The organism is Bradyrhizobium sp. HKCCYLRH1030 (assembly GCF_051168395.1).
Classification (GTDB): domain Bacteria; phylum Pseudomonadota; class Alphaproteobacteria; order Rhizobiales; family Xanthobacteraceae; genus Bradyrhizobium.
In genome coordinates, this window is the sequence record NZ_JBNPUY010000001.1 from 428,387 (window position 1) to 451,974 (window position 23,588).

Below are 23,588 nucleotides of genomic sequence, written 5' to 3' on the forward strand. Positions count from 1 at the left end.
CATTCCGCTACGCCGCCTTCTTCTTCTCCGCGAGCTCCGCCAGGTCCTTCAGAATATCCGTGGTCCCGGCCAGCCGCTCTTCCGGAGTGTCCCAGACCTGCAGGAACACGACCTTCATGTCCGGGCGCACCTTGGCGGCCTGGCCGTGGCGCTTGATGAAGGCGACGAGGCGGTCCGGATAGGCAAAACTGTTGTCGCGGAAGGCGATGACGGCGCCCTTCGGGCCGGCATCGACCTTCTCGACATTGGCGCGGCGGCAGTAGTTCTTGATCGCGGCGACCTTGAACAGATAGCGCGTCTCGTCCGGCAGCTTGCCGAAGCGATCGCGCAATTCGGCGGCGAAGTTCTCGATCTCGTCGTCGGTCTCGAGATCGGCGAGCCGGCGGTACAGCGACAGCCGTACGGAGAGGTCGGAGACGTAGTCCTCGGGGATCAGCACGGGCATGCCGATCGTGATCTGCGGCGACCAGCGGTCGACCGTCGGCTCGGTGATGCCGGCCTTGAGGTTCTCGATCGCCTCCTCCAGCATCGACTGATAGAGCTCGAAGCCGACCTCCCTGATGTGGCCGGACTGTTCGTCGCCCAGCAGATTGCCGGCGCCGCGGATGTCGAGGTCGTGGCTGGCGAGCTGGAAGCCGGCCCCCAGCGTCTCCAGCGACTGCAGCACGCCCAGGCGCTTTTCGGCCAGTGGGCTGATCTTGTGCGTCGACGGCAGGGTGAACAGCGCATAAGCGCGCAGCTTGGAGCGGCCGACGCGGCCGCGCAGCTGATAGAGCTGGGCAAGGCCGAACATGTCGGCACGGTGCACGATCAGCGTGTTGGCGCGGGGAATGTCGAGGCCGGATTCGACGATCGTGGTCGACAGCAGGATGTCGAACTTGCCGTCGTAGAATGCGCCGATGATGTCCTCGATCACGGTCGGCGCCATCTGGCCGTGCGCGACCGCGACCTTCATCTCTGGCACGGTCTTGTCGAGGAACTCCTTGACCTCGGCGAGATCGTCGATGCGCGGCACCACGTAGAACGCCTGGCCACCGCGATAGCGCTCGCGTAAGAGCGCCTCGCGGATCATCACGGGATCATGCGGCGCGACGAAGGTGCGAACGGCGAGACGATCGACTGGCGGCGAGGCGATGATCGACAACTCGCGCACACCGGTGAGTGCGAGCTGCAAGGTGCGCGGGATCGGCGTTGCCGACAGGGTCAGCACATGCACCTCGGCGCGCAGCTGCTTGAGCCGCTCCTTGTGGCTGACGCCGAAATGCTGCTCCTCGTCGACGATGACGAGGCCGAGATCGCGGAACTTGATCGCCTTGCCGAGCAGCGCATGGGTGCCGACGACGATGTCGACCGAGCCGTCGGCGAGGCCCTTCTTGACCTGATTGAGCTCCTTGGTGCTGACCAGCCGCGACGCCTGTGCGACGTTGACCGGAAAGCCCTTGAAGCGCTCAGCGAAAGTCTTTGCATGCTGGCGTGCGAGCAGCGTGGTCGGCACGACGACTGCGACCTGCTTGCCGTCGAGCGCGACCGCGAACGCGGCCCGCAACGCCACCTCGGTCTTGCCGAAACCGACGTCGCCGCAGACCAGCCGGTCCATCGGCCGTCCCGCTTCGAGATCGGCGAGCGTCGCCTGGATCGCGGTGAGCTGGTCCTCGGTCTCGTCATAGGGGAAGCGCGCGCAGAACTCGTCATAGAGGCCGGCCTGCACCGGCAGCTTCGGCGCCTCGTGCAGCATGCGTTCGGCGGCGATCTTGATCAGCTCGCCGGCCATCTCGCGGATTCGGTTCTTGAGCTTGGCCTTGCGTGTTTGCCAGCCGGAGCCGCCGAGCTTGTCGAGCTCGACATTGGTCTGGTCGGAACCGTAGCGCGACAACAGCTCGATGTTCTCGACCGGCAGATACAGCTTCGTTTCGCCAGCGTAGCGCAGCTCGAGACAGTCATGCGGCGCGCCGGCGACCTCGAGCGTCTGCAGCCCGACGAAGCGGCCGATGCCGTGATCGACATGAACGACGATGTCGCCGATCGCGAGGCTCGTCACCTCCGAGATGAAATTGTCGAGCTTGCGGCTCGCCCGGCGCGGCCGCACCAGGCGGTCGCCGAGAATGTCCTGCTCGGAGATGACCGCGATCTGATCGGTCTCGAAGCCGGTCTCGAGACCGAGCACCGCGAGCATGGTCTCGTTGCGCGGCGTCGCCTGCACCACGCGCCAGGTGTTGACGCTGGTGACATGGATCAGCTTGTGATCCTTCAGCATGCTGGCCATGCGGTCGCGCGAGCCCTCGCTCCACAGCGCGATCACGACCTTCTTGCGCACCGATTGCAGCGCCTGCACGTGAGCCACCACGGCCTCGAATACGTTGACGGAGGAATCGTTGCGCTCGGGCGCGAAGTTGCGGCCCTGTCGCGCGCCGATGTCGACGACGTTGGCGCTCTCCGGCACCGCGAACGGAGTGACACGCGCCAGCGGGACGGCGGCGAGCCGCTCGGCCCATTCGGAGGACGTCAGATAGAGGCGGTCGACCGTCAGCGGCTTGTAGATCGCCCCGCCGCCGGGATGCTCCATCGCCTCGCGGCGCGCGTCGTAATAATCGATGATCTGCTTGAAGCGCTCGCGCGCGGCATCCTCGCCCTGCGGCTCGATCACGATGGGTGTGTTCGGCAGATAGTCGAACAAGGTCTCCATCTTGTCGTGGAACAGCGGCAGCCAGTGCTCCATGCCCGGATAGCGGCGGCCTTCGCTGACGGCCTCGTACAGCGCATCGTCGCGCTCCGGCGCGCCGAACTCGGCGACATAGCCCATGCGGAAGCGGCGGATGGTGTCGGTGACGAGCTGGAATTCGGAAACGGGCACGAGGTCGAGCGAGCGCATGTCGAGCAGGGTGCGCTGGGTCTCGGCGTCGAAGGTGCGGATCGATTCCAGGCTATCGCCGAAAAAGTCGAAGCGCACGGGCTGGTCGAGGCCGGCCGGGAACAGGTCGAGGATGCCGCCACGCACGGCATATTCGCCGCTTTCGCGGACGGTCGACGAGCGGTGGTAGCCATTGTGCTCAAGCCAGGCGATCACCGAATCCATCGGCACGACATGGCCCGGAGCGACCGACAGCGCCTGCCCCGCCATGGTGTCGCGCGAGGGGACGCGCTGCACGATGGCGTTGACGGTGGTCAGCACGATCAGCGGCTTGTCGCTGCCGGCGAGGCGCGACAGCCGTGCGAGCGTGGTGACGCGCTGGGCCAGGATGCCGCCATGTGGCGAGACGCGGTCATAGGGCTGGCAGTCCCAGGCCGGGAACTGCATCACCGGCAGATCCGGCGCGAAGAAGTCGAGCGCTCGCGCCAGCTGCTGCATCCGGTTGCCGTCGCGGCAGACCACGGCGAGGCTCACCGCCGGCGGCTTCGGCTTGGCCGCGATGGCGCGCGCGAGGTCGGAGACGACGAGGCCTTCGGCGCCTTCCGCGACGTTGGCGAGCGTGAGCGCGCGCCCCGGCGGGAGGTGCTCGGCGGGCGACTTGACCGGGCTCTTCATCAATCGGCGCCCACCGCGCGGAACGCCTTGATGCGCTCGAACAGCGCCGGAGTCTGCTCCGGCGGCAGCGGCCGGGCGCCGGTGACCGCGGCATAGAAGTCCGGGTCGGGGACTTCGAGCAGTTGCTCGAGCTCGGCCAGCTCGCCTTCGCTGAGGGCGCCGATCTCGGCGTCGGCAAAGCGGCCGAGGATCAGATCCATCTCGCGGGTGCCGCGATGCCAGCAGCGGAACAGGAGCCGCTTGCGGCGGTCGTCAAGGCCTTGGCTCGATCGGGTCGTTCCGGTCATCGCGACATCCTGCTGTTCAACGCCAAAAGCCCGGACGGTGCCGGGCGCGGTTGATATAGCGGTGCACAGCGCCCCTGTCAGCCCCTCCCGGGCTGCAGAACCGGCATGCCCGGCACCTCGAACCTGAGAAAAAGACGTGGATGTCTCGGCATTCGCGGCTATTCCGGCTCCCAAACCGCTTTAAGTGTTCGCTCCATGCGCCCCAGCATCCTCAATCCTCTGTTTGCGCCGGTCACCACCCTGTCCGGGGTCGGGCCGAAGCAGGACAAGCTGCTGCGCTACCTGCTCGGCTGCACCGAGACGCCGCGGCTGGTCGACCTGCTGCTGCATCTGCCGGCCAGCGTGATCGACCGCCGCAACCGGCCGAAGGTCCGCGACGTCGAGGCCGGAACCGTGGTGACGCTCGAAGTCACGGTCGACCGCCACCGTCCCTCGCGCAACGCGCGCGCGCCATACCTCGTTTACGCCAGCGACGAGACCGGCGACGTCGTGCTGACGTTCTTCCGGCCCAAGGGCGACTACATCGAGAAGATGCTTCCGGTCGGCGCCAAGCGCTACGTCTCCGGCACCGTACAGATGTATGACGGCGTGCCGCAGATCGTGCATCCCGACCGCATCCTGGACGAGGCCGGCTTCGCAAAGCTCTCGGGCATCGACCCGGTCTATCCGCTGACCGAGGGCCTCGCACTCGGCTCGCTGCGGCGGGCGATCGCTGCGGCGCTGACCAAGCTGCCTGAGCTGCCGGAATGGATCAGTCCGGAGGTGCTCCGACGCTGCAACTTCCCCTCGCTGAAGGAGGCGCTGACGCGGGTGCACGTCCCGCAGGAGCTGACCGACATCCTGCCGGAGAACCCGTTCTGGTCGCGGCTGGCCTTCGATGAGCTGCTCGCCGGCCAATTGGCACTGGCCCTGGTGCGGGCGCAACTGCGCCGGCCCGCGGGCAACCGTCATGCCGGCGACGGCCGCCTGCGCCGCAAGATCATCGACGCCCTGCCCTATGCGCTCACGAACTCGCAAGGTCAGGCGATCGCGGCGATCGCAGTGGACCTCGAAAAGCCGGTGCGCATGCTGCGGCTGCTGCAGGGCGACGTCGGCTCCGGCAAGACGGTGGTAGCGCTGCTGGCGGCGGCCGCCGTGGCCGAGGCCGGCAAGCAGGCCGCGCTGATGGCGCCGACCGAGATTCTGGCGCGCCAGCATGCCAAGACCATCGCGCCGCTCGCCGCGCGCGCCGGCATGAACGTGGTCATCCTGACCGGACGCGAGAAGGGCAAGGAACGCCGCGACATCCTCGCCCGGCTCGAAGCCGGTGAGATCGACATCCTCATCGGCACCCACGCGCTGATCCAGGACGACGTGGTCTTCAAGTCGCTGGCGCTCGCCATCGTCGACGAGCAGCATCGCTTCGGAGTGCGCGAGCGGCTGGCGCTGACCTCGAAGGGCGAGGCCGTCGACGTGCTGGTGCTGTCGGCGACGCCGATCCCGCGCACCCTGGTGCTGACCTATTTCGGCGACATGGACATTTCCGAGCTGCGCGAGAAGCCAGCCGGCCGGCAGCCGATCGACACCCGCGCGGTGGCCGACACCAGACTCGGCGAGGTCGTCGACGCCGTCGGCCGCGCGCTCGATGCCGGCAAGCTGGTCTACTGGATCTGCCCGCTGGTCGAGGAATCCGAGGCCGAGGGCATCGATCATCTCACCAACGCGACGGATCGCTTCGAGAGCCTGCGCGAGCGCTTCGGCGACAAGGTCGGCCTCGTCCACGGCAAGATGAAGGGCAGCGAGAAGGACGACGTCATGGGGCGGTTCGCGGCCCATGAGCTGCGCCTGCTGGTTGCGACCACCGTGGTCGAGGTCGGCGTCGACGTGCCGGCGGCCAGCATCATGGTGATCGAGAACGCCGAGCGCTTCGGCCTGGCGCAGTTGCACCAGCTGCGCGGCAGGATCGGCCGCGGCTCGGAAGCCTCGACCTGCATCCTGCTCTATCACGAACCGCTCGGGCCGATGTCGAAGGCCCGCCTCGCCGTGATCCGAGAGACCACAGACGGGTTCCGCATCGCCGAGGAGGATCTCAAGCTGCGTGGCGAAGGCGACGTGCTCGGCATCCGCCAGAGCGGCCTGCCCGGCTACCGCATCGCGCGGCCCGAGGTGCATGCCCAACTGATCACCCAGGCCCGCGACGAGGCGCTGCGGATACTCAAGGAAGACCCGAAGCTGAAGGGCCCGCGCAGCGATGCGCTGCGCTGCCTGCTGTATCTCTACGAGCGCGACGAGGCGATCCCGCTGCTGACGGCGGGTTGATCAGCAGAAGGTGCATCAACAAACTCACCTGTCGTCCCGGCCTTGAGCCTGGACCCATAACCCCAGGGAGCAGTTTGAGGCAGGGTGGCGATTGGCTTTTTCGCACCTCACAACCGCCGCGGAGTATGGGTCCGGGTCTGCGCCACGATGGGCTATCGCGCGTCGTGGCTCGCACGGGACGACGAGCTGAAATCGTCTACTTCGTTTTGCAACTCTCGGCGAACGCCACCAGCTGCGCCGCGTCGGTGCCCTCGCCCTGCACGTCCGCCGCAATGTGCTCGAACAACCGCGCAAAGCCCTCGTAGATCAGGGCAGCCGGATGATCCGGCCCCAGGAAGCCCGCGATCTCGCGCATTTCGGCGACCCAGCGATAGGCCTTCGGCAGCATGTCCGGCAGTGCGTTGGCGAGACGGGCCTGGACGTGCGGCAGGCTCAGCGCCAGCTCGTCGCGCAGCGCGTCGGCAGCGCCGGCGCGGGTGGCGGCCAGCACCATCGCGGCCCCGAGCCCCGTCAGTCCCTTGTTGATGCCGGCATAGGACATCTTCAGCGCCGAAGCCGCGCCGATCGGCCCTTCGATCCGGCGCAGATCGAGCCCGAGTTCGCCCAACGCGGCGACATCGGCCGCCGCCTCGCCGCTCACATAGAAGGCCGGTCCCTTCGTGCCGGGCTTCGGCGGCAGACCGATGATGGCGGCGTCGACCAGGCGCGCGCCCGACGACAGCACGATGTCCTCGATGGTCCGGATGGTCTCGACGTTGACGGCGTTGCAGTCGACGATGATGGGCTTCTTCGAATTCCGGTTGATGACCGTCGCGAGCTGCTCCGCCAGCGCCACAGCCTCGCCCGGCGGCACGATCGACAGGATGATGTCGGCATTGGCGATCTCGGCGTCGCTGGCGCCGACCATGCCGGATGCGGCCGCCCTCGCCCGCGTCGCCGCGCTGCGTTCCTCGAGCGATGTCAGAACCTTGCAGCCGTGTTCCACGAGACGGGCGGCGATGGCGCTGCCCGTGGCACCGGGCGCGATGACGGCAATGCTGGGAGGCATGATGACGCTCCGATTCCAACGATGGCCTCCAAGACTATGCGCACCCCATGACAAAATTGAAGGCACGAAAACGAAGGGCAGCCCTTCCGGGCTGCCCTCGTCTTGGCCGCAACGTCAACGCTCCCCTCAGAGCCCCCGAGAACGCTGACCGCCGCGGCAGACCTCAGAACGCGATCTTCAAGCCTCCGCTGCCGAAGAAATCGTCGCCACCCGTGCGTCCGATCGTGCGCGACACGTTCACCGTCAGCGCCACATTGCTCCAGAACGGCGCCACGACGCCGGCGCTCACCCGGCCGTAGACGTTGTGCGAGGTGCCATTCGGAACCGTCCAGTTGTTGACGATGACGGGCGCCGAGGTCGCGTTGTACTGAATCAGGCGGCCGTTGCCGATGATGTCGTCATCGAGCGTCAGGTTCAGGTACGGATTGATGACGTTGCCCTGCACCTGGAACGGGGTGCGCAGCTGCACGCCGACGCTGCCGATCAGGGTCTCGGCGGTCTGCGAGCCGACCGCGAGCGTGAGCGCAGGATCGCCAGTCTCAGTGAAGCCGTCGACGCGGGCGCGGGCATAGGTCAGCCCGCCGATCGGGCCGAGCTTCGCCCCGCCTGCATCGAACAGGTAACCGGCTTTGCCGGCCGCGACGAAGGTGGTGCCGCCGGGATTGGAGGTGATGGTGTCGACCACGCCCGGCCGCGTGTTGCGATAGTCCTGATGGCCGATCGTCGCCAGGCCCTCGGCAAACAGGCTGCTGCTGGCCCAGGCCCCGTAGAGGCCGAACTGATAGGAGTTGGCATCCGTGGTGCCGGCGCTGTTGAACAGCCTCGCCTTTGGATTGGAATAGTCGAAGGCGGTACCGATCATGGTGTTCGCCGACAGCCGGTACTCGACGCCGATGGTGCCGCCGATGCTGTCGAGATTGAAGCCGTTCGAGGCGGCGCTGCCCTGGCGGTCGCTGACGCCACCATTGCCCTGCATGTAGAACGACCATGGACTGACCGGCGCGAGCGGCGGCGCCTTGGTGTAGGGCGGGCGGCCCATTGCCCCATAGGCGTTCATCGTCGACGGAGCAAAGCCCGCGGTCTCGCGGAACATGTCGAGCTTGCCGAACAGGGTCGAGGCGAAGCCCATCGCGGTGATCGACCCCACCTCGCCTTGCGGCGCGAAGGTCAGCGGCGCGTTGAGGCGGTTGACGATGTACTGCCCCAGCACCTCGAAGCCGTGTGACGTCAGGTGCACGCCATCGACGTAGAACAGATACTGGTTCTGCAGCGCAGGATTGCCGATGCACGCGATCGGACAGGCGCCGACATTGGTGAAGCCATAGCGCGACGGATTGGCCTGGATCAGCGTGCCGATCAGTCCGGTGTCGACGTACTCGACACGCACGCCCGAACGCGCGACGCCAGCGAGCGACTGCTGCATCAGGCTGTTATAGGTCGTGCTGTAGGCCTTGCCGGCCGGAGCATTGGCGTTGCCAACGGCCTCCGGCAAGGTGCTGACATCGCCGGCCGTGAACACGATACTGCGCGCGCCGTCGCCGACCAGCGCGTTGATGCCGGCCATGGCCTGCTGGGCCGTGACGGCCGCGGCCGTCGGCGCGCCAGCGAGCGAGCCGCCGGCGCGGTAATAGGCCCGCGCATCGTTGCCGCCGACCGAGATCTCGACCAGGTCGGTCGACGAGATCCTGCCGGAGAAGCCCGTCAGTCCGCTCCATTCCTGGAAGAAGCCGGGAATGCCCGGCGCCACCACGTTGGTATCGCCCGCCATGGCGCCGCCGATCGCGTAGTTGAGCTGGGGAATGCCGAGCAGCGCCGAGGTCGTGTCGACGAAATTCGTGCCGCCGCTGAAGCGACCGGTGGGATAGAGCGGCAGCTTGCCGGCGCCGCCGGTGAAGGTCCAGAGATTGCCCGTGTCGGCGTAGCTGTCGCCAAAAGCCTGAATGCGCGTATAGGTGGTCTGGGCCGCCGCCGGCGCGGTCAGTTGCAGGGACGCCGCGGACAGCGCGACCGCACACAACGATGTCGTCCTACTCACAGGCATCCTACGCGCCTCCCCAACGCCCTACTTTTGTTTGCCCGATGTTTCCATGGTGACCATTCGAAACACCACCGCCCATTGGTTGTAGGAACGATGACATCCGTGGCTGTGCTTTCCCCGCATCATCATGCAGTGCAAAGCGCCGCGATGCGCACGTTCGCCCGCTGGGCGGACCGGACCGCCACCGACCATGCTCACGAAGGCTGCTGACAGAATCTGGCAGAGGGCTCGGCTAGTCGTGTGGCTGAAGCGCCGCAGCCGGCGCCGCCACCGGAGAGACGACGATGCCCGACTTCAATTTCCTGATCCTCTATGTCGACAACCCGCCGAGGAGCGCGGCCTTCTATGCGGATCTGCTCGGCCGGCCCGTGATCGAACAATCGCCGACGTTCGCCATGCTGCCGCTGCGCGAGGGCGTCATGCTGGGCTTGTGGTCGCGGCACACGGTCGAGCCGCCAGCGACGGGCGCCGCAGGCTTCGGCGAGGTCGCGTTCGCGGTCGGCGATGCCGGCGAGGTCCAGCGGCTGCACGACGACTGGAAGGCGCGCGGACTTTCGATCGCGCAGGCGCCGACACGGATGGATTTCGGAACCACGTTCGTCGCGCTCGATCCGGACGGGCATCGCCTGCGCGTGTTCGTTCCGCAGGATGCGGCCTAGCTCTTCCGCAGTGGCTGGCCTTTCGCGCCAGTCGGCCTTTCAGCCTAGTCCGCCTTGGCCGGCTCGGGCTCACGGTGCGGCGATGGCTGCGCGGGTGCGTTGGCGAGGCGCGCGGCGTTGGCCATGTTGGCCAGCGCCGCGACTTTTTTCTGCTGGTCCGATCCCGGCTGCACCACGCCGCAGGACATGATCAGCGTCGCCGCGTCCTCGGCGCTCATGTCGACCTCGATGATCTTGCTCCGCGGCAGATAGAAGAAGAAGCCGGTGGTGGGGTTCGGTGCGCACGGCAAGAACACCGAGATCTGCTCGTCGTCACCGGGCAGCCGGCTCGAAATCTCCGCGCTCGGCGGCTGCGAGATCAGGACGATCGACCACATGCCGGGCGAGGGAAACTCGACCAGGCCGACACGGCGCAGGCTCGAGCCCTTGCCCGAGAACAGCGTCTCGAACACCTGCTTGAGGCCGCGATAGATCGCCCGCACCGCCGGGATGCGGCCGAGCAGCCGCTCGCCGAGGTCGACCAGGGTGCGGCCGATCAGGTTGGCCGTCAGGAAGCCGAGCAGCGTCAGCCCGATCACTGCTACGATCAGGCCGGAGCCGGGCACGCCGAACGGCAGATAGGTCTCCGGACGATACACCAGCGGCACGAACGGCCGGACCAGCCCGTCCACCCAGGTCACGAACCACCAGGTGATGTAGAGCGTGATGGCGACGGGACCGGCGACGACGAGGCCGGTCAGGAAATAGTTGCGAAACCGGAACATCAGCCCATGATGGGGCGTCTCGGCCGGAGCATCGGCCAAGGGATCGGTCTCAGGCGGCAGGTCGTCGCGGGAACTCATGCGAACTTCCGGGTCGGATCAAATCTCACCTAGGGGTCTTAGCAGATTTTTGAAGGGCGAAGGCCCTCTTTCCGACACATGCGCGCTTTGCCGCTGACCTGTGGCCCGGCAGCCGGGCACCAAGTCAACGCGCAAGGCGTCGATTTCAATCCCTACTGCGGCGAGGAGCCACTCAAAAGGGCAAACGCGCTGCCCTAGGCGCTACGCAGCGGCAGGGCCAGGCCGACCGCCACGAAGATGCCGCCGCCGACCTGGTTGAAGCGGCGCCCGACCCGGGCGAGCCATGGACGAACCTGGGCCGCCGCGCTGGCGATGGCGACCTCGGTCAGGAACTCGGTCGCCGTATAGGTGACGGCTACGATGCCGAACTGTACCGCAAGGCTGCGCTCGGGGTCGATGAACTGCGGCAACAGGGCGCTGAAGAACAGCAGGCATTTGGGATTGGTGGCCGCGGTCAGGAAACCCTGGCGAAACAGCACCTGCCCGCTCGCAACGGCGGGCTCACTGCCGGCATCGACCGCCACCGGCGGCGATCGCCACAGCTTGATGCCGAGCCAGGCGAGATACAGCCCGCCCACCCACTTCAGGACGACCAGCCAGGTGATGGAGGATTGCACCAGCGCGCCGATGCCGAACATGCAGAGCGCGATGATGAGGACGAAGCCGATCAGGCCGCCGGCGATCGTGAACAGCGTCCTGCGCCCGCCATGCAGCGCCCCATGGGTGAGAGCCAGCAGGCCGCTCGGGCCGGGCGTGAGCGAGATACCGATGCTCATGAGCAGGAACAGCAGCCAAGTGTCGAAAGCCATCGTGATCCCCGTGATGGAGCGGACCGCCGAGCTCCGTCGGGGACATCGCCTGAAACTGATGTCGGATTGCGGATCAGATGGCAAGCACGGCCGAGTTTGCACGCTCGTGCCCCCCGTGAGGTGTGGGCGCGAAAAAAACGGTGTCGTCCCGGACAAGCCCGGCAACGCGATAGCGTTGGCGGGCGCAGATCCGGGACCCATAATCCCGAGAGGTCGTTTGAGACAGGCTGGAGCCGCCGGCGCTGCGAACCATTAAGCACTGTGGCTATGGATCCCGGCGTTCGCCGGGATGACAGCGAATGTGAAGATGCCGCGTCGCAACTTACGCCGAACTGGTTCTCAAGGCGATGCGAGAGCATCAGCCAAGAGAAACCCGCTGCTACTCCACCGTGACCGACTTGGCGAGATTGCGCGGCTGGTCGACGTCCGTCCCCATCACCACGGCGGTGTGATAGGCCAGGAGCTGGACCGGGATGGCGTAGACGATCGGCGTGAACGTCGCGGCCATGTCCGGCATGATGATCGTGACCAGCGAGTCCACGGTCGCCTCCTCGGCGCCCTTGGCATCGGTCATCAGGATGATCTTGCCGCCGCGCGCGGCGACCTCCTGCATGTTCGACACCGTCTTCTCGAACACGCGATCATAGGGCGCAATGACGACGACCGGCATGGTCTCGTCGATCAGCGCGATCGGGCCATGCTTGAGCTCACCGGCGGCATAGCCCTCGGCATGGATGTAGGAGATCTCCTTCAGCTTCAGCGCGCCTTCCAGCGCCAGCGGATAGGAGGTGCCGCGGCCGAGATACAGCACGTCCTTCGACTTGGCGATCTCGCGCGCGAGCTTCTCGATCTGCGGCTCGACCGTCAGCGCCGCCGCAATCAGCCGCGGCACCTCGACGAGGCCGTGCACCAGCTTGGCCTCGTCGGCCTCAGAGAGCTCGCCGCGGCCGCGGCCGGCGGCAATCGCCAGCGCCGCCAGCACCATCAACTGGCAGGTGAAGGCCTTGGTCGAGGCGACGCCGATCTCGGGGCCGGCAAGCGTCGGCATCACGATCTCGCTCTCGCGCGCGATCGTCGAGGTCGGGACGTTGACGACGGAGAGCGTATGGACGCCCTGCGACTTCGCGTAGCGCAGCGCCGCCAGGGTGTCGGCGGTCTCGCCGGATTGCGAGATGAAGATGGCGAGATCGCCCTGGCGCAGCGGCGCCTCGCGGTAGCGGAACTCCGAGGCGACGTCGAGCTCGACCGGCACCCGCGCGAAGCGCTCGAACCAGTATTTGGCGACGAAGCCGGCGTAGCTTGCGGTGCCGCAGGCGGTGATCGAGATGCGCTGGATATCTTTGAAGTCGAACGGCAGCCGCGCCGGCAGCATCACGCGCTCGGTGCCCATGTCGACGTAGCGTGCCAAGGTGTGGCCGACGACCTCCGGCTGCTCGTGGATTTCCTTGGCCATGAAATGGCGATAGTTGGCCTTGTCGACCAGGAACGACGACGCGCCGGATTTCAGCACCTCGCGCTTCACCACCGCGCCCGTTGCATCGTGGATGATGCCGGCGTCGCGGGTGATCTCGACCCAGTCGCCGTCATCGAGATAGCTGATCGTATCGGTGAACGGCGCCAGCGCGATCGCGTCCGAGCCCAGGAACATCTCGCCGTCGCCATAGCCCATCGCCAGCGGCGAGCCCTTGCGGGCGCCGATCAGGAGATTGCCGTGGCCCTTGAACAGGAACGCCAGCGCGAACGCGCCCTTCAACTGCGGCAGCGACGCAGCCACGGCCTGTTGCGGGGTGTGGCCCTTCAGCAGATAGGAATTGACCAGATGGACGACGGTCTCGGTGTCGGTCTCGGATGCGAATTTGGCGCCCTGCTTTTCGAGCTCGGCCCGTAGTTCGCGAAAATTCTCGATGATGCCGTTATGCACCACGGCAACGTTGTCAGTCGCATGCGGATGCGCGTTGCTCTCGGTCGGTTTGCCGTGGGTGGCCCAGCGGGTGTGACCGATGCCGGCGTGTCCCTTCAGCGGCTGCTGCTCGAGCCGCTTCTCGAGGTTCTTCAGCTTGCCCTCGGCGCGCCGCCGGTCCAGATGATCGCCCTCGAGCGTGGCGACGCCCGCGGAATCGTAGCCGCGATATTCGAGACGTTTCAGGGAATCGACGAGATGCTCGGCAACCGGCCCGCGTCCCAGGATCCCGATGATTCCGCACATCAGCGCCAGTCCCCAAATCGTCGAGAGAGATTCAAAAGCGTGGCATTGTCTTAACGAAAACGGCGCGCTTTCAGGATTCAATAATTATTGCGGATTGCGACAGGGTTAAGTGAGAGCCCTAACCGAGGGCCTGCAGGCAACTCCGGTTCGATGCGGAGGTCCAGTTCGGAGCGCACTTAACGCCAGGTCAACGCTTTTGCGCAGAGACTGTCGCGTCGGAGAGGACGCCATGACCTATAGCCGCCGCCCAACTGATCCCAAGGGCACCAGCCCGCTGAGCCTGTCGCATCCGACGTCCGGGAGCCATCTGGCGCACTGGCCGCCGCCGACCTTGAGCAACGAGCTCAAGCCGATGCCTATCAAGCACCGTACGAACGAGCCGGTCAAGCACGCCACCCGCCGCGGCTGGCGCCTGACGCGTGCGATGTTCGCCGAGTTCCAAGACGACGAAAGCTGATGTCTCAGCTCACTTCTTGTGGCGTTGCTTGGCATTCCGAAAGCGCGCCGCGGCGCCTTCGCGCGTCGTCTGAGGACTGCGCTCCAGCGCCAGCGCATCGTCGGGCACGTCGCGCGTGATCACCGAGCCTGAGCCGATATAGGCGCGGGCGCCGATGTTGATCGGCGCCACCAGCGAGGTGTTGGTGCCGATGAAGGCGCCCTCGCCGATGTTCGTCTTGTGCTTGTTGAAGCCGTCATAGTTGCAGGTGATGGTGCCGGCACCGATGTTGGAATTGGCGCCGACATGGGCGTCGCCGATATAGGACAGGTGATTGACCTTCACGCCCGCCTCCAGCACTGCGGCCTTGGCCTCGACGAAATTGCCGATCTTGGCGCCTTCGCCGAGCGACGTACCGGGCCGCAGCCGCGCGAACGGCCCGAGCAGGCTGTTGCGGCCGAGCTTGGATTGCACGATGTGCGAGAACGAATGCACCACCGCGCCGTCGCCGATCGACACGCCGGGGCCGATCACGACGAACGGCTCGATGGTCACGTCCTTGCCGAACGTCGTATCCGCGGCGAGATAGACGGTCTCCGGCGCGATCAGCGTCACGCCCGCATCCATGGCCGCGCGGCGCAACCGGGTCTGCATCACGGCCTCGGCCTCGGCGAGCTGCGCCTTGGTGTTGATGCCGCGCACTTCGTCTTCAGACGTCTCGATCACGACCGCGTCGAGCCCCTGCTCGCGCGCGATCGCAACCGCGTCAACGAGATAATACTCGCCCTTGCTGTTGGCGTTGCCGATCCGGTCGAGGATCGCGAGCGCGCAACGGCCGTCCATCGCCATCACCCCGGCATTGCACAGCGTGATCGCCCGCTCCGCTTCGCTCGCATCGGCCTGTTCGCGGATCGCGACCAGCTTCGATCCGTCGAGCAGCAGGCGACCGTAGCCGGTCGGATCGGCGGCGCGAAAGCCGAGCACGGCGAGCGCTGCGCCCTGCGCCAGCGCCGCCCGCAGCCGCGCGAACGTCTCGGCCGTGATCAGCGGCGTGTCGCCGAATGCGACCAGCAGATCGTCTGCGCCGCGCGCGATCGCCTGCCGCGCCGCCAGCACCGCATGCGCCGTCCCCAGCCGGTCGTGCTGGACGAAGATATCCGCATCCGGGCGCAGGCGCCTGGCTTCCTTCTCGACCGCGTCGTGCCCCGGCCCCACCACCACCGCGATGCTGGCGCCATCCCCGTGCGGCGCCGCCGCCAGGACGTGCGCGAGCAGTGATTCGCCGGCGATGGGATGCAACACCTTGGGCACGCTCGTGCGCATCCGGGTGCCCTCGCCTGCCGCAAGCACGATGGTCAGACTGGATCGAGCGGTCATGAAACACCTGGGATGAAGGGAGCGCATAGGTCGCGCTGTCATAATGCGTTTTCTGCGCGGGGCAAACCGCACCGGCTAAAGCCCCTGGTGGTTTTCCTGTTAATGTTCGCTTCGTGATTCGATTAAGGCAGGTTCATGGCTAAGGACTCCCGCAAATCCGCCGGCGCAAATGCAGCTGAGAAGACGGGCACCACTTTGTCTGGACTGTTTGCCGACGAGAACGAGTTCGATCGCCGCGCGCTGTGGCGGCTCGGCTGGTGGGGGGCTGGCGCCGTCGGCGCCGTCGGCCTGGCCGTTTTCACCAATCAGGCTGCACAGGGATGGCGGCAGGACCGTGTTTCCGCGGCCGATCTGTCGCGCCAGGCGCAACTGCTGCAGTCGCTGGCCCGTGAGACCCAGGGCGAGGCGCGCCAGCTCGGCGCGGCCATCGAGACGCTCAACACCGATCGCGACCGGCTGTACGCGCGCGTGACGGTGCTCGAGCAGGGATTGGACTCGGTGACCGGCGCGCTGGCCAAGCAGAGCGCCCAGGCGACCGCGAATCCCGCCCCCGGCAGCAAGGCGCCCCCCGCGCCACAGATCGCTGCCGTCGAGTCCCAGGCCCCGGTGGCGGCCCCGTCGGGTTCCCCGCCACCCGGCCCCTTGCCCGCATATGCGAACGCGTCGCCGTTCATGCCGGTTCCCAACGGGGCGGCCGGAACCAGTCCGGCTCAGCCGAGTACCCCGCCGGCTGCCGCGAGCGCCGACAAGACGAAACAGGAGCAGGCCAAGCCGATGTCGGCCGGGCTATCGGGGGCTTCGTCACCGCCCGTCTCTTCCGCCCCTTCGCCGACACCGTCAGCCTCGTCCGCATCGCCGGCTGCGACCGGTTCCAAGCCGACTGGTGGTGCCTCGGACCCGGCCGGCAAGCCGGCCGAGACCGACAAGCTCGCAAGAGCCGAACCCGCAGAGGCCGCCGGCGCCAAGGGCAGTGACAGCACCGACGCCGCGGTCACGGCGGTCCAGAAGACCGAATTCGCCGTCGATCTCGGCGGAGCCAACTCGCTCGGCGGCCTGCGGGCGCTGTGGCGGGATCTCGTGAAGACCCATGCCGACCTCGCCCTGCTCAGGCCGATCATCATCCTGAAGGAAGGCCGGGGCGGTCCAGGTATGCAACTGCGGCTCGGCGCCGGCCCATTGGGCGACGCGGCGACGGCGGCGAAGATCTGCGCGGTCCTCGCCGAGAGCCAGCGCGCTTGCGAGACCACCGTCTATGACGGCCAACGCCTCGCGGTCCGCGAGGAGCCGGAGGCGGCCAAGCCGGCCGCGCCCGCGGCTGCCGCCCAGAAGCCGGTGCAGCGCCGGCGCACGTATCAGCCACAGGCCCAGCAGCAGCGTCACGGCAAGCGCGAGGAGCCGCCGGCCGCGGCCGCGCCGGCACCGCCGCCGGCAGAGGCGCCCAAGCCCGAACAGCCGTCGGCGCTGTCGTCGTTCTTCCGCCGCTCCTGAGGCTCGAATCGACGTGCGGCCAAAGCCGGTTGGGACGGATTGTGAAAGCAGTCCGCGAACCGGCTTTGCGGCTTGTCCGCACGTCCTTTCCGCAGCATAGTCCCGCGCATGAAAAAGACCCCGTTCCGCCTCTCGCCCTATCAGGTGCAATGGCTCCTGATCATAGGCTTCGTCACCGTCGGCTATGCCCTCTATCTGCGCTATCTGGCGATCGAGCTGTCGAGCGTCGCGCTCGCCTGCGACGCCGGCCTGCAGACGCTGGCCTGCAAGAGCCGGGCGGTTGCGACCACGCTGTTCAAGAATTCGGTGTTCGGCGCCACGGCGCTGGTGATCGCAGTGCTGCACGTGATGCGGCCGTCGATCGTGCTGCTGACCGGCGGGCTGATCGCCGCCGGCCTCGGCATCGTGCTCTACAACATCGTGCTGTCGGGGCTGGCGATCGGCCTGCTCATCCTCGGCTTTGCGCGGCCCGCGCCCGCCACAGCGTGAACGCCAGCAGCAGATACATCGCGCAGGTCCACATCGCCTGCCAGTTGTCGCGGCCCTCGTTGTAGATCACGTAGACCGAGGAGATCGCGAGCAGGCCGGCGAAGCTGGCCTCGGCGATCGGCCGGGGACCCTGCGCCGGACGATTGCCGAGCAGCATCGCGAACGGCACCACCGCCATGGTCAGGCTGGCGAACGGGAAATCGCGGTAGCGCGGGTCGAACACGAAGCCGAGCGCCGTCTCGGCCGCAATCAGCACCGTCACGACGAGGACCAGGCCCAGCAGGTAGGTGATCTTCAACTGCTTGCGGCCGTCATTCGGTCCGAGCAGGTCGAGGAAGGTCGGCAACGGCCGCCCGGCCATCGTCGCATTGGCGCTGAGGATCGGCGCCAGGACGCCGGCCGCGAGCAGCGCCCCCCAATGCAGCCAGCCGCCGGCACCGAGACTCTCATAGAACATCTTGTCCGCGGCCATGCCGAACAGCACGCCCGCCGTCGTCGCGGAGATCCCGACCCCGACCCAGGCCGAGAGGTGCGGCGGCCAGGGCCGGCGCCGCACCGTCAGCCAGCCGGCCAGGAACACCACGAAAGACAGGATCATGCCGCCGCCCATCTGCAGCTTCCAGAGCGGATAATTGCTGACCGGCTCGCCCGGCGGATATTTCAGCGCCCGCGTATCGTCGCTGATCAGGCCCCAATAGCCGCCGACCGTGCCTTCGAGCTTGCGCTTCCACGGCTGGTCATAGGCCTCGATCAGGTTGACGCGGAAATTCTCGCGCTTGGCGAGGCTGAGGATCTCCGACACCACGCGGGCCTGGTTGGCCCGCGACGGCAGCGCGCCCTCGCGCATGCGCCCCTCGCTCGGCCAGCCGGTCTCGCCGATCAGGATCTCCTTCCCCGGAAAGGCGACGCCGACCTGCTGGCGGATGGCGTCGACATGGGAGGCGGCGAATTTCGCGCGCACCGGGATGTCCTCCCAGTACGGCAGGATATGAACCGTGACGAAGTCGACGATGTCGTAGAGCTCGCGGTTGCGCAGCCAGAACTCCCAGACGTCGGCATAGGTGACGGGAATCGTGACCTGCGCCTTGACGCCGCGGATGGTCGCGGCCAGATCGGCTGATGTCATCTCGCCGCGCAGCAGCACCTCGTTGCCGACCACGACGGCCGTGATCACCTTCGGATAGCGCTTGATCAGGTCGACCGCGATGCCGATCTGCTGCTGGTTCTTCAGCTTGTTGGAGCCGAGCCAGATGCCCTGGATCACCTTGATGCCGACGCGGGCGGCGATTCCCGGCACCTGGTCGAGACCGTTCTCGATCGAATAGGTGCGCACGCATTCGGAGATCTTGGCGAGCTGCACCAGGTCCTGCTCGATCTGCTCGGCGTCGATATGGGTGGTCGGATCCAGCGGGCTCTGCTGGCCGCGGAACGGCGCATAGGACACGCACTGCAGCTTCGAAGCTGGCTCGATCGGCGCGCGCGCGAGCATGATCGGCTGGGCCAGCCACCACCACGCGGCGGCGATGACACCCAAGGATATGAGCAGAAGCGCCAGCGGCGTAGGAAGGGATTTCAGTTCCGTGTCTCCAGGCAGGGTGGTGTCGATTACCCGGTCGGCGGCGATCTGCCAAGTAGGCGATCGGGCCCTCCGGCGCTCCCGGCGTACCCGCTCCACATCGCCCTTTTACGATGACGCGAGAAAGTTGGTACGTTGCTGGACAAAATCCGAGATTCCGGTCATTGGGAATCCCGGTTGGCCCCGGCCGTCGCAACGTCGCAACCCAGATTGGGCCCCTGCGCAAGCGCCCGTTAGGAACGCTCTGCGACAGTCGGAATCAATCTCCCGCCGCAATCGGGGCTGATTTGATCGGCATCAACACTGCGTCCGTCAGGGGACGGCACGAAGGCAACAATCGGGGAATTTATGGGTCGACGCGTGCTCCACTCCAAGTTTTCGGTTTCGCGCCTGTCGGCGGCTCTGGGCCTCGTGCTCCTCATCGGCGCGCCCGGCGCGCTCGCCCAGAGCGGCAGCGACCATCCCCAGGACCAAAAGCCGCAGGCGGCCAATCCGGCCGACGTGTCGAAGGAGAACCAGCGCAAGGCCGACGAATTCACCGAAGCGTCCCAGGCGCTCAGTGGCGGCCCGGCCGGCAATCCCGAATGCGTCTGGCTCGGCCGCCGCGTCGTCCAGTTGATGTACAACGACGACCTCGATACCGCCTTCCGCCACCTTGATCTCTATGACCGGTTCGGCTGCCCCGGCGGCCACGTTCAGGCCGCCTTCCGCTGCCTGACGCGCTTCATCCCGCAGATCGATCCGAAGATGCCGAACTCGCTGAACAACCACGTCCACGGCTGCTGGATCAATCCGGACGCCAAGCCGCAGGTGGCTGCGGCGCCTGCGCCGGGCCCGGCCTCGACCCCGGCCGCGCAGGCTTCGCCAGCGCCGACGCAGCAGCCCGCTCCCCAGGCATCGCCCTCGCCCGCGCAGCCTCCGGCGAAGTGACCGGCGCCTGAAGGCAGGCGGGACGCACGATCCCGACGACCAGGCGCCATGCGCGGCTGCGGCATGACAGCGCTCCGATCACGTGGCAGGATACGGCCGAGATACGATCGAGGTCCTCGACGCGCGCCTGAGCCTCGCCCCGGTTCAGGCACCGTTCAGCAGGATTGGGCTCTGTTGGGATGACATATGATGTCGCGGCCTTCGGCTGTGACGGCGTGAGAATGATCGCCTTCGCCGCTCGTCGTCGGACGTCGCCCGCGAACGTGATCCCGGTAGCATCGGATACCCGAGATGGAACGGCGATCGACCGCTCCGCTTCACCGCTGACTTGATCCTAGGAATGGTTGCCCCTCCAATGCGTGCCGTTGTCGCCGTCCTGCTCCTCGTCACCGCTGTGCACGCCGCCCTCTGGGGACTGCTGCAGGACAAACAGGAGGCCCCCAGTTTTACCGGCCTGCTGCAGAGCGTCTCCTACGATCCGCATGAAGGAACCGGGGCTCCCGGCGCCAACACCGTGGCCTCGCCGGAACGCATCCGCGCCGACATGAAGAAGCTCGCCACGATGACGCGGGCCATCCGGCTCTACTCGTCTACCGGCGGCCTCGAGATCGTGCCGCCGCTGGCGGCGGAGGCGGGGCTGAAGGTGATGCTCGGCGCCTGGATCGACAAGGATCCGGACCGCAACGAGCGCGAGATCCAGTCGGCCATCACCCTCGCCCGCCGCAACAGCAACGTCATCGGCATCGTGGTCGGCAACGAGACCATCCTCACGGCGACCCAGAAGGTCGATGAGCTGATCGAGAAGATCAAGCGCGTGAAGAAGTCGGTCAACGTGCCCGTCACCACCGGCGACGTCTGGAACACCTGGCGCGACAACCCCGAGCTCGCGGCCAATGTCGACTTCATCGCCGCGCACGTCCTGCCCTATTGGGAATTCTTCACCGACGACCAGGCCGTCGATCAGGCGGTGGATCGCTATCAGCTCCTGAAGAAGCAGTTCCCCGGCAAGCGCATCATGATCGCCGAGTTCGGCTGGCCGAGTCAGGGCTACAGCCGCAGCGGCGACAACCGCGGTCCCGCCGTGCCCGGCCCGCTCCGGCAGGCGAAGGTGCTGCGCAATTTTCTGGCCCAGGCCGCCTCGATCGGCATGGAATACAACATCGTCGAGGCGATCGATCAGCCCTGGAAATATTTCGAAGGCGGCGTCGGCCCGTACTGGGGCGTCCTCAATGCCGCGCGCGAGGCGAAATTCGCCTGGACCGGCCCGATCGTGAATCCCGACTATTGGCAGCTCGCGACCATCGCGCTCCTGGTCGGCGTGCTCTTGTCGCTGCCGATCGTGCGGCTGCGCCAGCCGACCGTGCTGCAGGCCATGATGCTCGCCATCACGGCACACGGCGTCGGCGCCTGGGTCTCCAACGTCTTCGCCTATTGGAACGTGCACTATTTCGTCTGGGGCTCGACCTTCGCGCTGACGCTGGGCCTGATCCTCCTGGTTCCCCTGATCCTCATCGCGATGGCCCGCATCGAGGAGATCGCCGCGATCGCCTTCGGCCGCGAGCCGCAGCGCCTCTTGACCCGCGACAAGGTCGCGCAAGAGCGCGCCGCGATGCCGGAGGGCTATTGCCCGAAGGTGTCGATCCACGTGCCGGCCTATTTCGAGCCGGTCGACATGATGAAGCAGACGCTCGATGCGCTGGCCCGGCTCGACTACCCGAACTACGAGGTCGTGTGCATCATCAACAACACGCCCGACCCGGCGTTCTGGCAGCCGATCCAGGATCACTGCCGCATGCTCGGCGAGCGCTTCAAGTTCATCAACGCCGAGAAGGTCAAGGGCTTCAAGGCCGGCGCGCTGCGCATCGCGATGGAGCGCACCGCTGTTGACGCCGAGATCATCGGCATCATCGACGCCGACTATGTCGTGACGCCGGACTGGCTCTCCGACCTCGTGCCCGCCTTCGCCGACCCCGCCGTGGGCCTGGTGCAGGCGCCGCAGGAGCATCGCGACGAGCATCTGTCGCTGATGCACTACATCATGAACGGCGAGTACGCCGGGTTCTTCGACATCGGCATGGTCCAGCGCAACGAGGAGAACGCGATCATCGTGCACGGCACGATGTGCCTGATCCGGCGCGCGGCGATGGACATGGCCGGCGGCTGGTCGAGCGACACGATCTGCGAGGACACCGATCTCGGCCTCGCGATCCAGGAGCTGGGATGGCAGACCCATTACACCGCCACCCGCTACGGCTCGGGGCTGCTGCCCGACACCTACGAGGCGTTCAAGAAGCAGCGCCATCGCTGGGCCTATGGCGGCTTCCAGATCGTCAAGAAGCACTGGCGCCGCTTCCTGCCCGGCCACAGCCGGCTGACCTCGGACCAGAAGCGCGAGTTCTCGCTCGGCTGGCTCAACTGGCTCGGCGCCGAGAGCCTCGGCGTCGTGGTGGCGATCCTCAACCTGATCTGGACGCCGATCGTTGCCTTCGCCGGCATCGCCATTCCCGACAAGATCCTGACCATCCCGATCCTCGCCGCCTTCGTGGTCTCGCTCGCCCACTTCCTGATTCTCTACCGGCTGCGGGTGGCGGTGAAGCCGTGGCAGATGCTGGGCGCGATGGTTGCGGCGATGAGCGTGCAGTGGACGGTCAGCCGCGCCGTGGCGCAGGGCCTGATCACCGAGCACCTGGCGTTCGCCCGCACGTCCAAGGGCGGCCTGTCGCGGATGTCGATCGAGTTCCAGGCGTTCTGGGAGGCCGTGATCGGCGCCCTGCTCCTGATCGGCGCCACGATTCTGATCGTGACCAACACGCTTGCCATCACCGAGCTCTACATCTTCGCCGCCGTCCTGATCCTGGAGAGCCTGCCATTCCTCTCAGCGGTCGCCATCGCGCTGCTGGAGATGTCCCGCATCAACTCCTTCGAGTTCTGGCGCCACGCCACCGTCCGCACCGCCGAGCTGATCGGCCTGCGCCCGGTCTGGGTGCCCGAGCTGGCCGGGCCCGGAATGCAACCGGCGCCGCTGAGCGCGGCGGCAACGAAGGCGGCGGAGAAGGCGTAGCGCCGAGCGAGGCCTGCGGAAGCCTGCGCCGCGTAGCCCGAATGAGCGGACGCCTGGGCCCGAGGGGGCGCAGGCGGCAGCGACACCCGGGGTCATTGCGACGGCCCGTGAGCCCCCGCAGGTCGCCTCCGCTGCCGCGCTCTCGAGCGCCGACGGCGGCTCATGATGGCGGCTCATGGCGGGCTACGGCACCGTCATCGCCGCGCCCGAAACGATCGTCGATCTCCCGTGGTTTCCCCCGCCCGCCCTATTGACCGGAACGGACCCACCCCCTACACAGCGCCCACGACAGCATGCGGCCCAAGGTCGGGTTTTTTTGCCGCCCCGATCTCATGCCGCAGTGAACCACGGCCACGCCTAAAGCGTTCCGATGGGGACCTGCCGACGATCCGGACCGTGACGGCCCTGCCGTCGCACCGCTTCTTGGAAGCGAGCGCGTAGCTCAGCCGGTAGAGCACGTGACTTTTAATCATGGGGTCCCGGGTTCGAGTCCCGGCGCGCTCACCAAGATCCCGAACGAT

General features: G+C 67.0%; 16 protein-coding genes and 1 tRNA gene. 8 read left to right on the forward strand and 9 right to left on the reverse strand.

Annotation, left to right across the window (positions count from 1 at the left end):
- Positions 1-7: 7 nt before the first annotated feature.
- Complete coding sequence (gene mfd, locus ACQR1E_RS01850; RefSeq protein WP_434896588.1) at positions 8-3,523, reverse strand: transcription-repair coupling factor; 3,516 nt, start codon at positions 3,521-3,523, stop codon at positions 8-10.
- Complete coding sequence (locus ACQR1E_RS01855) at positions 3,523-3,810, reverse strand: succinate dehydrogenase assembly factor 2 (protein ID WP_315751602.1); 288 nt, start codon at positions 3,808-3,810, stop codon at positions 3,523-3,525. Before ACQR1E_RS01855 ends, mfd begins: the two co-directional genes overlap by 1 nt.
- Before the next feature lie 195 nt (positions 3,811-4,005).
- On the opposite strand from ACQR1E_RS01855, the gene recG reads away from it, so the two are divergent.
- Positions 4,006-6,108, forward strand: a complete 2,103-nt coding sequence (gene recG, locus ACQR1E_RS01860; RefSeq protein WP_434896589.1) for an ATP-dependent DNA helicase RecG — start codon at positions 4,006-4,008, stop codon at positions 6,106-6,108.
- A 196-nt stretch (positions 6,109-6,304) separates the two neighbouring features.
- On the opposite strand, the gene ACQR1E_RS01865 is transcribed toward recG, so the two are convergent.
- Both ACQR1E_RS01865 and ACQR1E_RS01870 read right to left on the reverse strand, forming a co-directional pair.
- Positions 6,305-7,156: a DUF1932 domain-containing protein gene (locus ACQR1E_RS01865; protein WP_434896590.1), complete on the reverse strand. Its 852-nt coding sequence runs from the start codon at positions 7,154-7,156 to the stop codon at positions 6,305-6,307.
- Between the two features lie 163 nt (positions 7,157-7,319).
- Positions 7,320-9,197, reverse strand: a complete 1,878-nt coding sequence (locus ACQR1E_RS01870; protein ID WP_434896591.1) for an autotransporter domain-containing protein — start codon at positions 9,195-9,197, stop codon at positions 7,320-7,322.
- Positions 9,198-9,478: 281 nt separating this feature from the next.
- Here ACQR1E_RS01870 and ACQR1E_RS01875 point away from each other — a divergent pair, with 281 nt between their 5' ends.
- Positions 9,479-9,853, forward strand: a complete 375-nt coding sequence (locus ACQR1E_RS01875; protein ID WP_315712017.1) for a VOC family protein — start codon at positions 9,479-9,481, stop codon at positions 9,851-9,853.
- A 44-nt stretch (positions 9,854-9,897) separates the two neighbouring features.
- Here the strand turns inward: ACQR1E_RS01875 and ACQR1E_RS01880 are convergent, their stop codons facing one another.
- The 3 genes from ACQR1E_RS01880 to glmS form a co-directional block, all read right to left on the reverse strand.
- Positions 9,898-10,695: a DUF502 domain-containing protein gene (locus ACQR1E_RS01880; RefSeq protein WP_315712018.1), complete on the reverse strand. Its 798-nt coding sequence runs from the start codon at positions 10,693-10,695 to the stop codon at positions 9,898-9,900.
- Between the two features lie 194 nt (positions 10,696-10,889).
- The gene (locus ACQR1E_RS01885) at positions 10,890-11,504 is read right to left on the reverse strand and encodes a LysE family translocator (protein ID WP_315712019.1); all 615 of its coding nucleotides are present in this window, start codon (positions 11,502-11,504) and stop codon (positions 10,890-10,892) included.
- A gap of 379 nt (positions 11,505-11,883) precedes the next feature.
- Positions 11,884-13,710: a glutamine--fructose-6-phosphate transaminase (isomerizing) gene (gene glmS / locus ACQR1E_RS01890; protein WP_315712021.1), complete on the reverse strand. Its 1,827-nt coding sequence runs from the start codon at positions 13,708-13,710 to the stop codon at positions 11,884-11,886.
- Between the two features lie 229 nt (positions 13,711-13,939).
- On the opposite strand from glmS, the gene ACQR1E_RS01895 reads away from it, so the two are divergent.
- Positions 13,940-14,167, forward strand: coding sequence for a hypothetical protein (locus ACQR1E_RS01895; protein WP_315712023.1), 228 nt, complete (start codon positions 13,940-13,942; stop codon positions 14,165-14,167).
- Positions 14,168-14,176: 9 nt separating this feature from the next.
- On the opposite strand, the gene glmU is transcribed toward ACQR1E_RS01895, so the two are convergent.
- The gene (gene glmU, locus ACQR1E_RS01900) at positions 14,177-15,523 is read right to left on the reverse strand and encodes a bifunctional UDP-N-acetylglucosamine diphosphorylase/glucosamine-1-phosphate N-acetyltransferase GlmU (protein ID WP_315712025.1); all 1,347 of its coding nucleotides are present in this window, start codon (positions 15,521-15,523) and stop codon (positions 14,177-14,179) included.
- Positions 15,524-15,658: 135 nt separating this feature from the next.
- Here glmU and ACQR1E_RS01905 point away from each other — a divergent pair, with 135 nt between their 5' ends.
- Both ACQR1E_RS01905 and ACQR1E_RS01910 read left to right on the forward strand, forming a co-directional pair.
- On the forward strand, positions 15,659-17,011 hold the full coding sequence (locus ACQR1E_RS01905) for a hypothetical protein (RefSeq protein ID WP_315712026.1): 1,353 nt from the start codon (positions 15,659-15,661) through the stop codon (positions 17,009-17,011).
- A gap of 108 nt (positions 17,012-17,119) precedes the next feature.
- On the forward strand, positions 17,120-17,500 hold the full coding sequence (locus ACQR1E_RS01910; protein ID WP_284416120.1) for a hypothetical protein: 381 nt from the start codon (positions 17,120-17,122) through the stop codon (positions 17,498-17,500).
- Here ACQR1E_RS01910 and ACQR1E_RS01915 read toward each other — a convergent pair.
- The gene (locus ACQR1E_RS01915; RefSeq protein WP_316164852.1) at positions 17,460-18,989 is read right to left on the reverse strand and encodes a beta-(1-6) glucans synthase; all 1,530 of its coding nucleotides are present in this window, start codon (positions 18,987-18,989) and stop codon (positions 17,460-17,462) included. The two genes, ACQR1E_RS01910 and ACQR1E_RS01915, sit on opposite strands and share 41 nt — an antisense overlap.
- Before the next feature lie 435 nt (positions 18,990-19,424).
- Here ACQR1E_RS01915 and ACQR1E_RS01920 point away from each other — a divergent pair, with 435 nt between their 5' ends.
- The 3 genes from ACQR1E_RS01920 to ACQR1E_RS01930 all read left to right on the forward strand — a co-directional run bounded on the left by ACQR1E_RS01920 (position 19,425) and on the right by ACQR1E_RS01930 (position 23,574).
- Positions 19,425-20,006 (forward strand): beta-1-3, beta-1-6-glucan biosynthesis protein, encoded by a 582-nt coding sequence (locus ACQR1E_RS01920; protein ID WP_315751613.1) that lies wholly within the window; start codon positions 19,425-19,427, stop codon positions 20,004-20,006.
- Between the two features lie 355 nt (positions 20,007-20,361).
- Entirely contained in the window at positions 20,362-23,067 is a 2,706-nt protein-coding gene (locus ACQR1E_RS01925; RefSeq protein ID WP_316164813.1) for a glycosyltransferase, read from the forward strand.
- Positions 23,068-23,498: 431 nt separating this feature from the next.
- Positions 23,499-23,574: transfer RNA gene (locus ACQR1E_RS01930), tRNA-Lys, on the forward strand.
- The last annotated feature ends 14 nt before the right edge of the window (positions 23,575-23,588 follow it).

Bases quoted from the DNA above. Each gene is read 5' to 3' on its own strand.
- ACQR1E_RS01875 (WP_315712017.1), top strand. From the start codon at position 9,479: ATGCCCGACTTCAATTTCCTGATCCTCTATGTCGACAACCCGCCGAGG.
- ACQR1E_RS01880 (WP_315712018.1), bottom strand. From the start codon at position 10,695: ATGAGTTCCCGCGACGACCTGCCGCCTGAGACCGATCCCTTGGCCGAT.
- recG (WP_434896589.1), top strand. From the start codon at position 4,006: ATGCGCCCCAGCATCCTCAATCCTCTGTTTGCGCCGGTCACCACCCTG.
- ACQR1E_RS01905 (WP_315712026.1), top strand. From the start codon at position 15,659: ATGGCTAAGGACTCCCGCAAATCCGCCGGCGCAAATGCAGCTGAGAAG.
- glmU (WP_315712025.1), bottom strand. From the start codon at position 15,523: ATGACCGCTCGATCCAGTCTGACCATCGTGCTTGCGGCAGGCGAGGGC.
- mfd (WP_434896588.1), bottom strand. From the start codon at position 3,523: ATGAAGAGCCCGGTCAAGTCGCCCGCCGAGCACCTCCCGCCGGGGCGC.
- ACQR1E_RS01885 (WP_315712019.1), bottom strand. From the start codon at position 11,504: ATGGCTTTCGACACTTGGCTGCTGTTCCTGCTCATGAGCATCGGTATC.
- ACQR1E_RS01855 (WP_315751602.1), bottom strand. From the start codon at position 3,810: ATGACCGGAACGACCCGATCGAGCCAAGGCCTTGACGACCGCCGCAAG.
- ACQR1E_RS01915 (WP_316164852.1), bottom strand. From the start codon at position 18,989: ATGCTCGCGCGCGCGCCGATCGAGCCAGCTTCGAAGCTGCAGTGCGTG.
- ACQR1E_RS01910 (WP_284416120.1), top strand. From the start codon at position 17,120: ATGAAAAAGACCCCGTTCCGCCTCTCGCCCTATCAGGTGCAATGGCTC.
- ACQR1E_RS01925 (WP_316164813.1), top strand. From the start codon at position 20,362: ATGCGTGCCGTTGTCGCCGTCCTGCTCCTCGTCACCGCTGTGCACGCC.
- ACQR1E_RS01920 (WP_315751613.1), top strand. From the start codon at position 19,425: ATGGGTCGACGCGTGCTCCACTCCAAGTTTTCGGTTTCGCGCCTGTCG.
- ACQR1E_RS01895 (WP_315712023.1), top strand. From the start codon at position 13,940: ATGACCTATAGCCGCCGCCCAACTGATCCCAAGGGCACCAGCCCGCTG.
- ACQR1E_RS01870 (WP_434896591.1), bottom strand. From the start codon at position 9,197: ATGCCTGTGAGTAGGACGACATCGTTGTGTGCGGTCGCGCTGTCCGCG.
- ACQR1E_RS01865 (WP_434896590.1), bottom strand. From the start codon at position 7,156: ATGCCTCCCAGCATTGCCGTCATCGCGCCCGGTGCCACGGGCAGCGCC.
- glmS (WP_315712021.1), bottom strand. From the start codon at position 13,710: ATGTGCGGAATCATCGGGATCCTGGGACGCGGGCCGGTTGCCGAGCAT.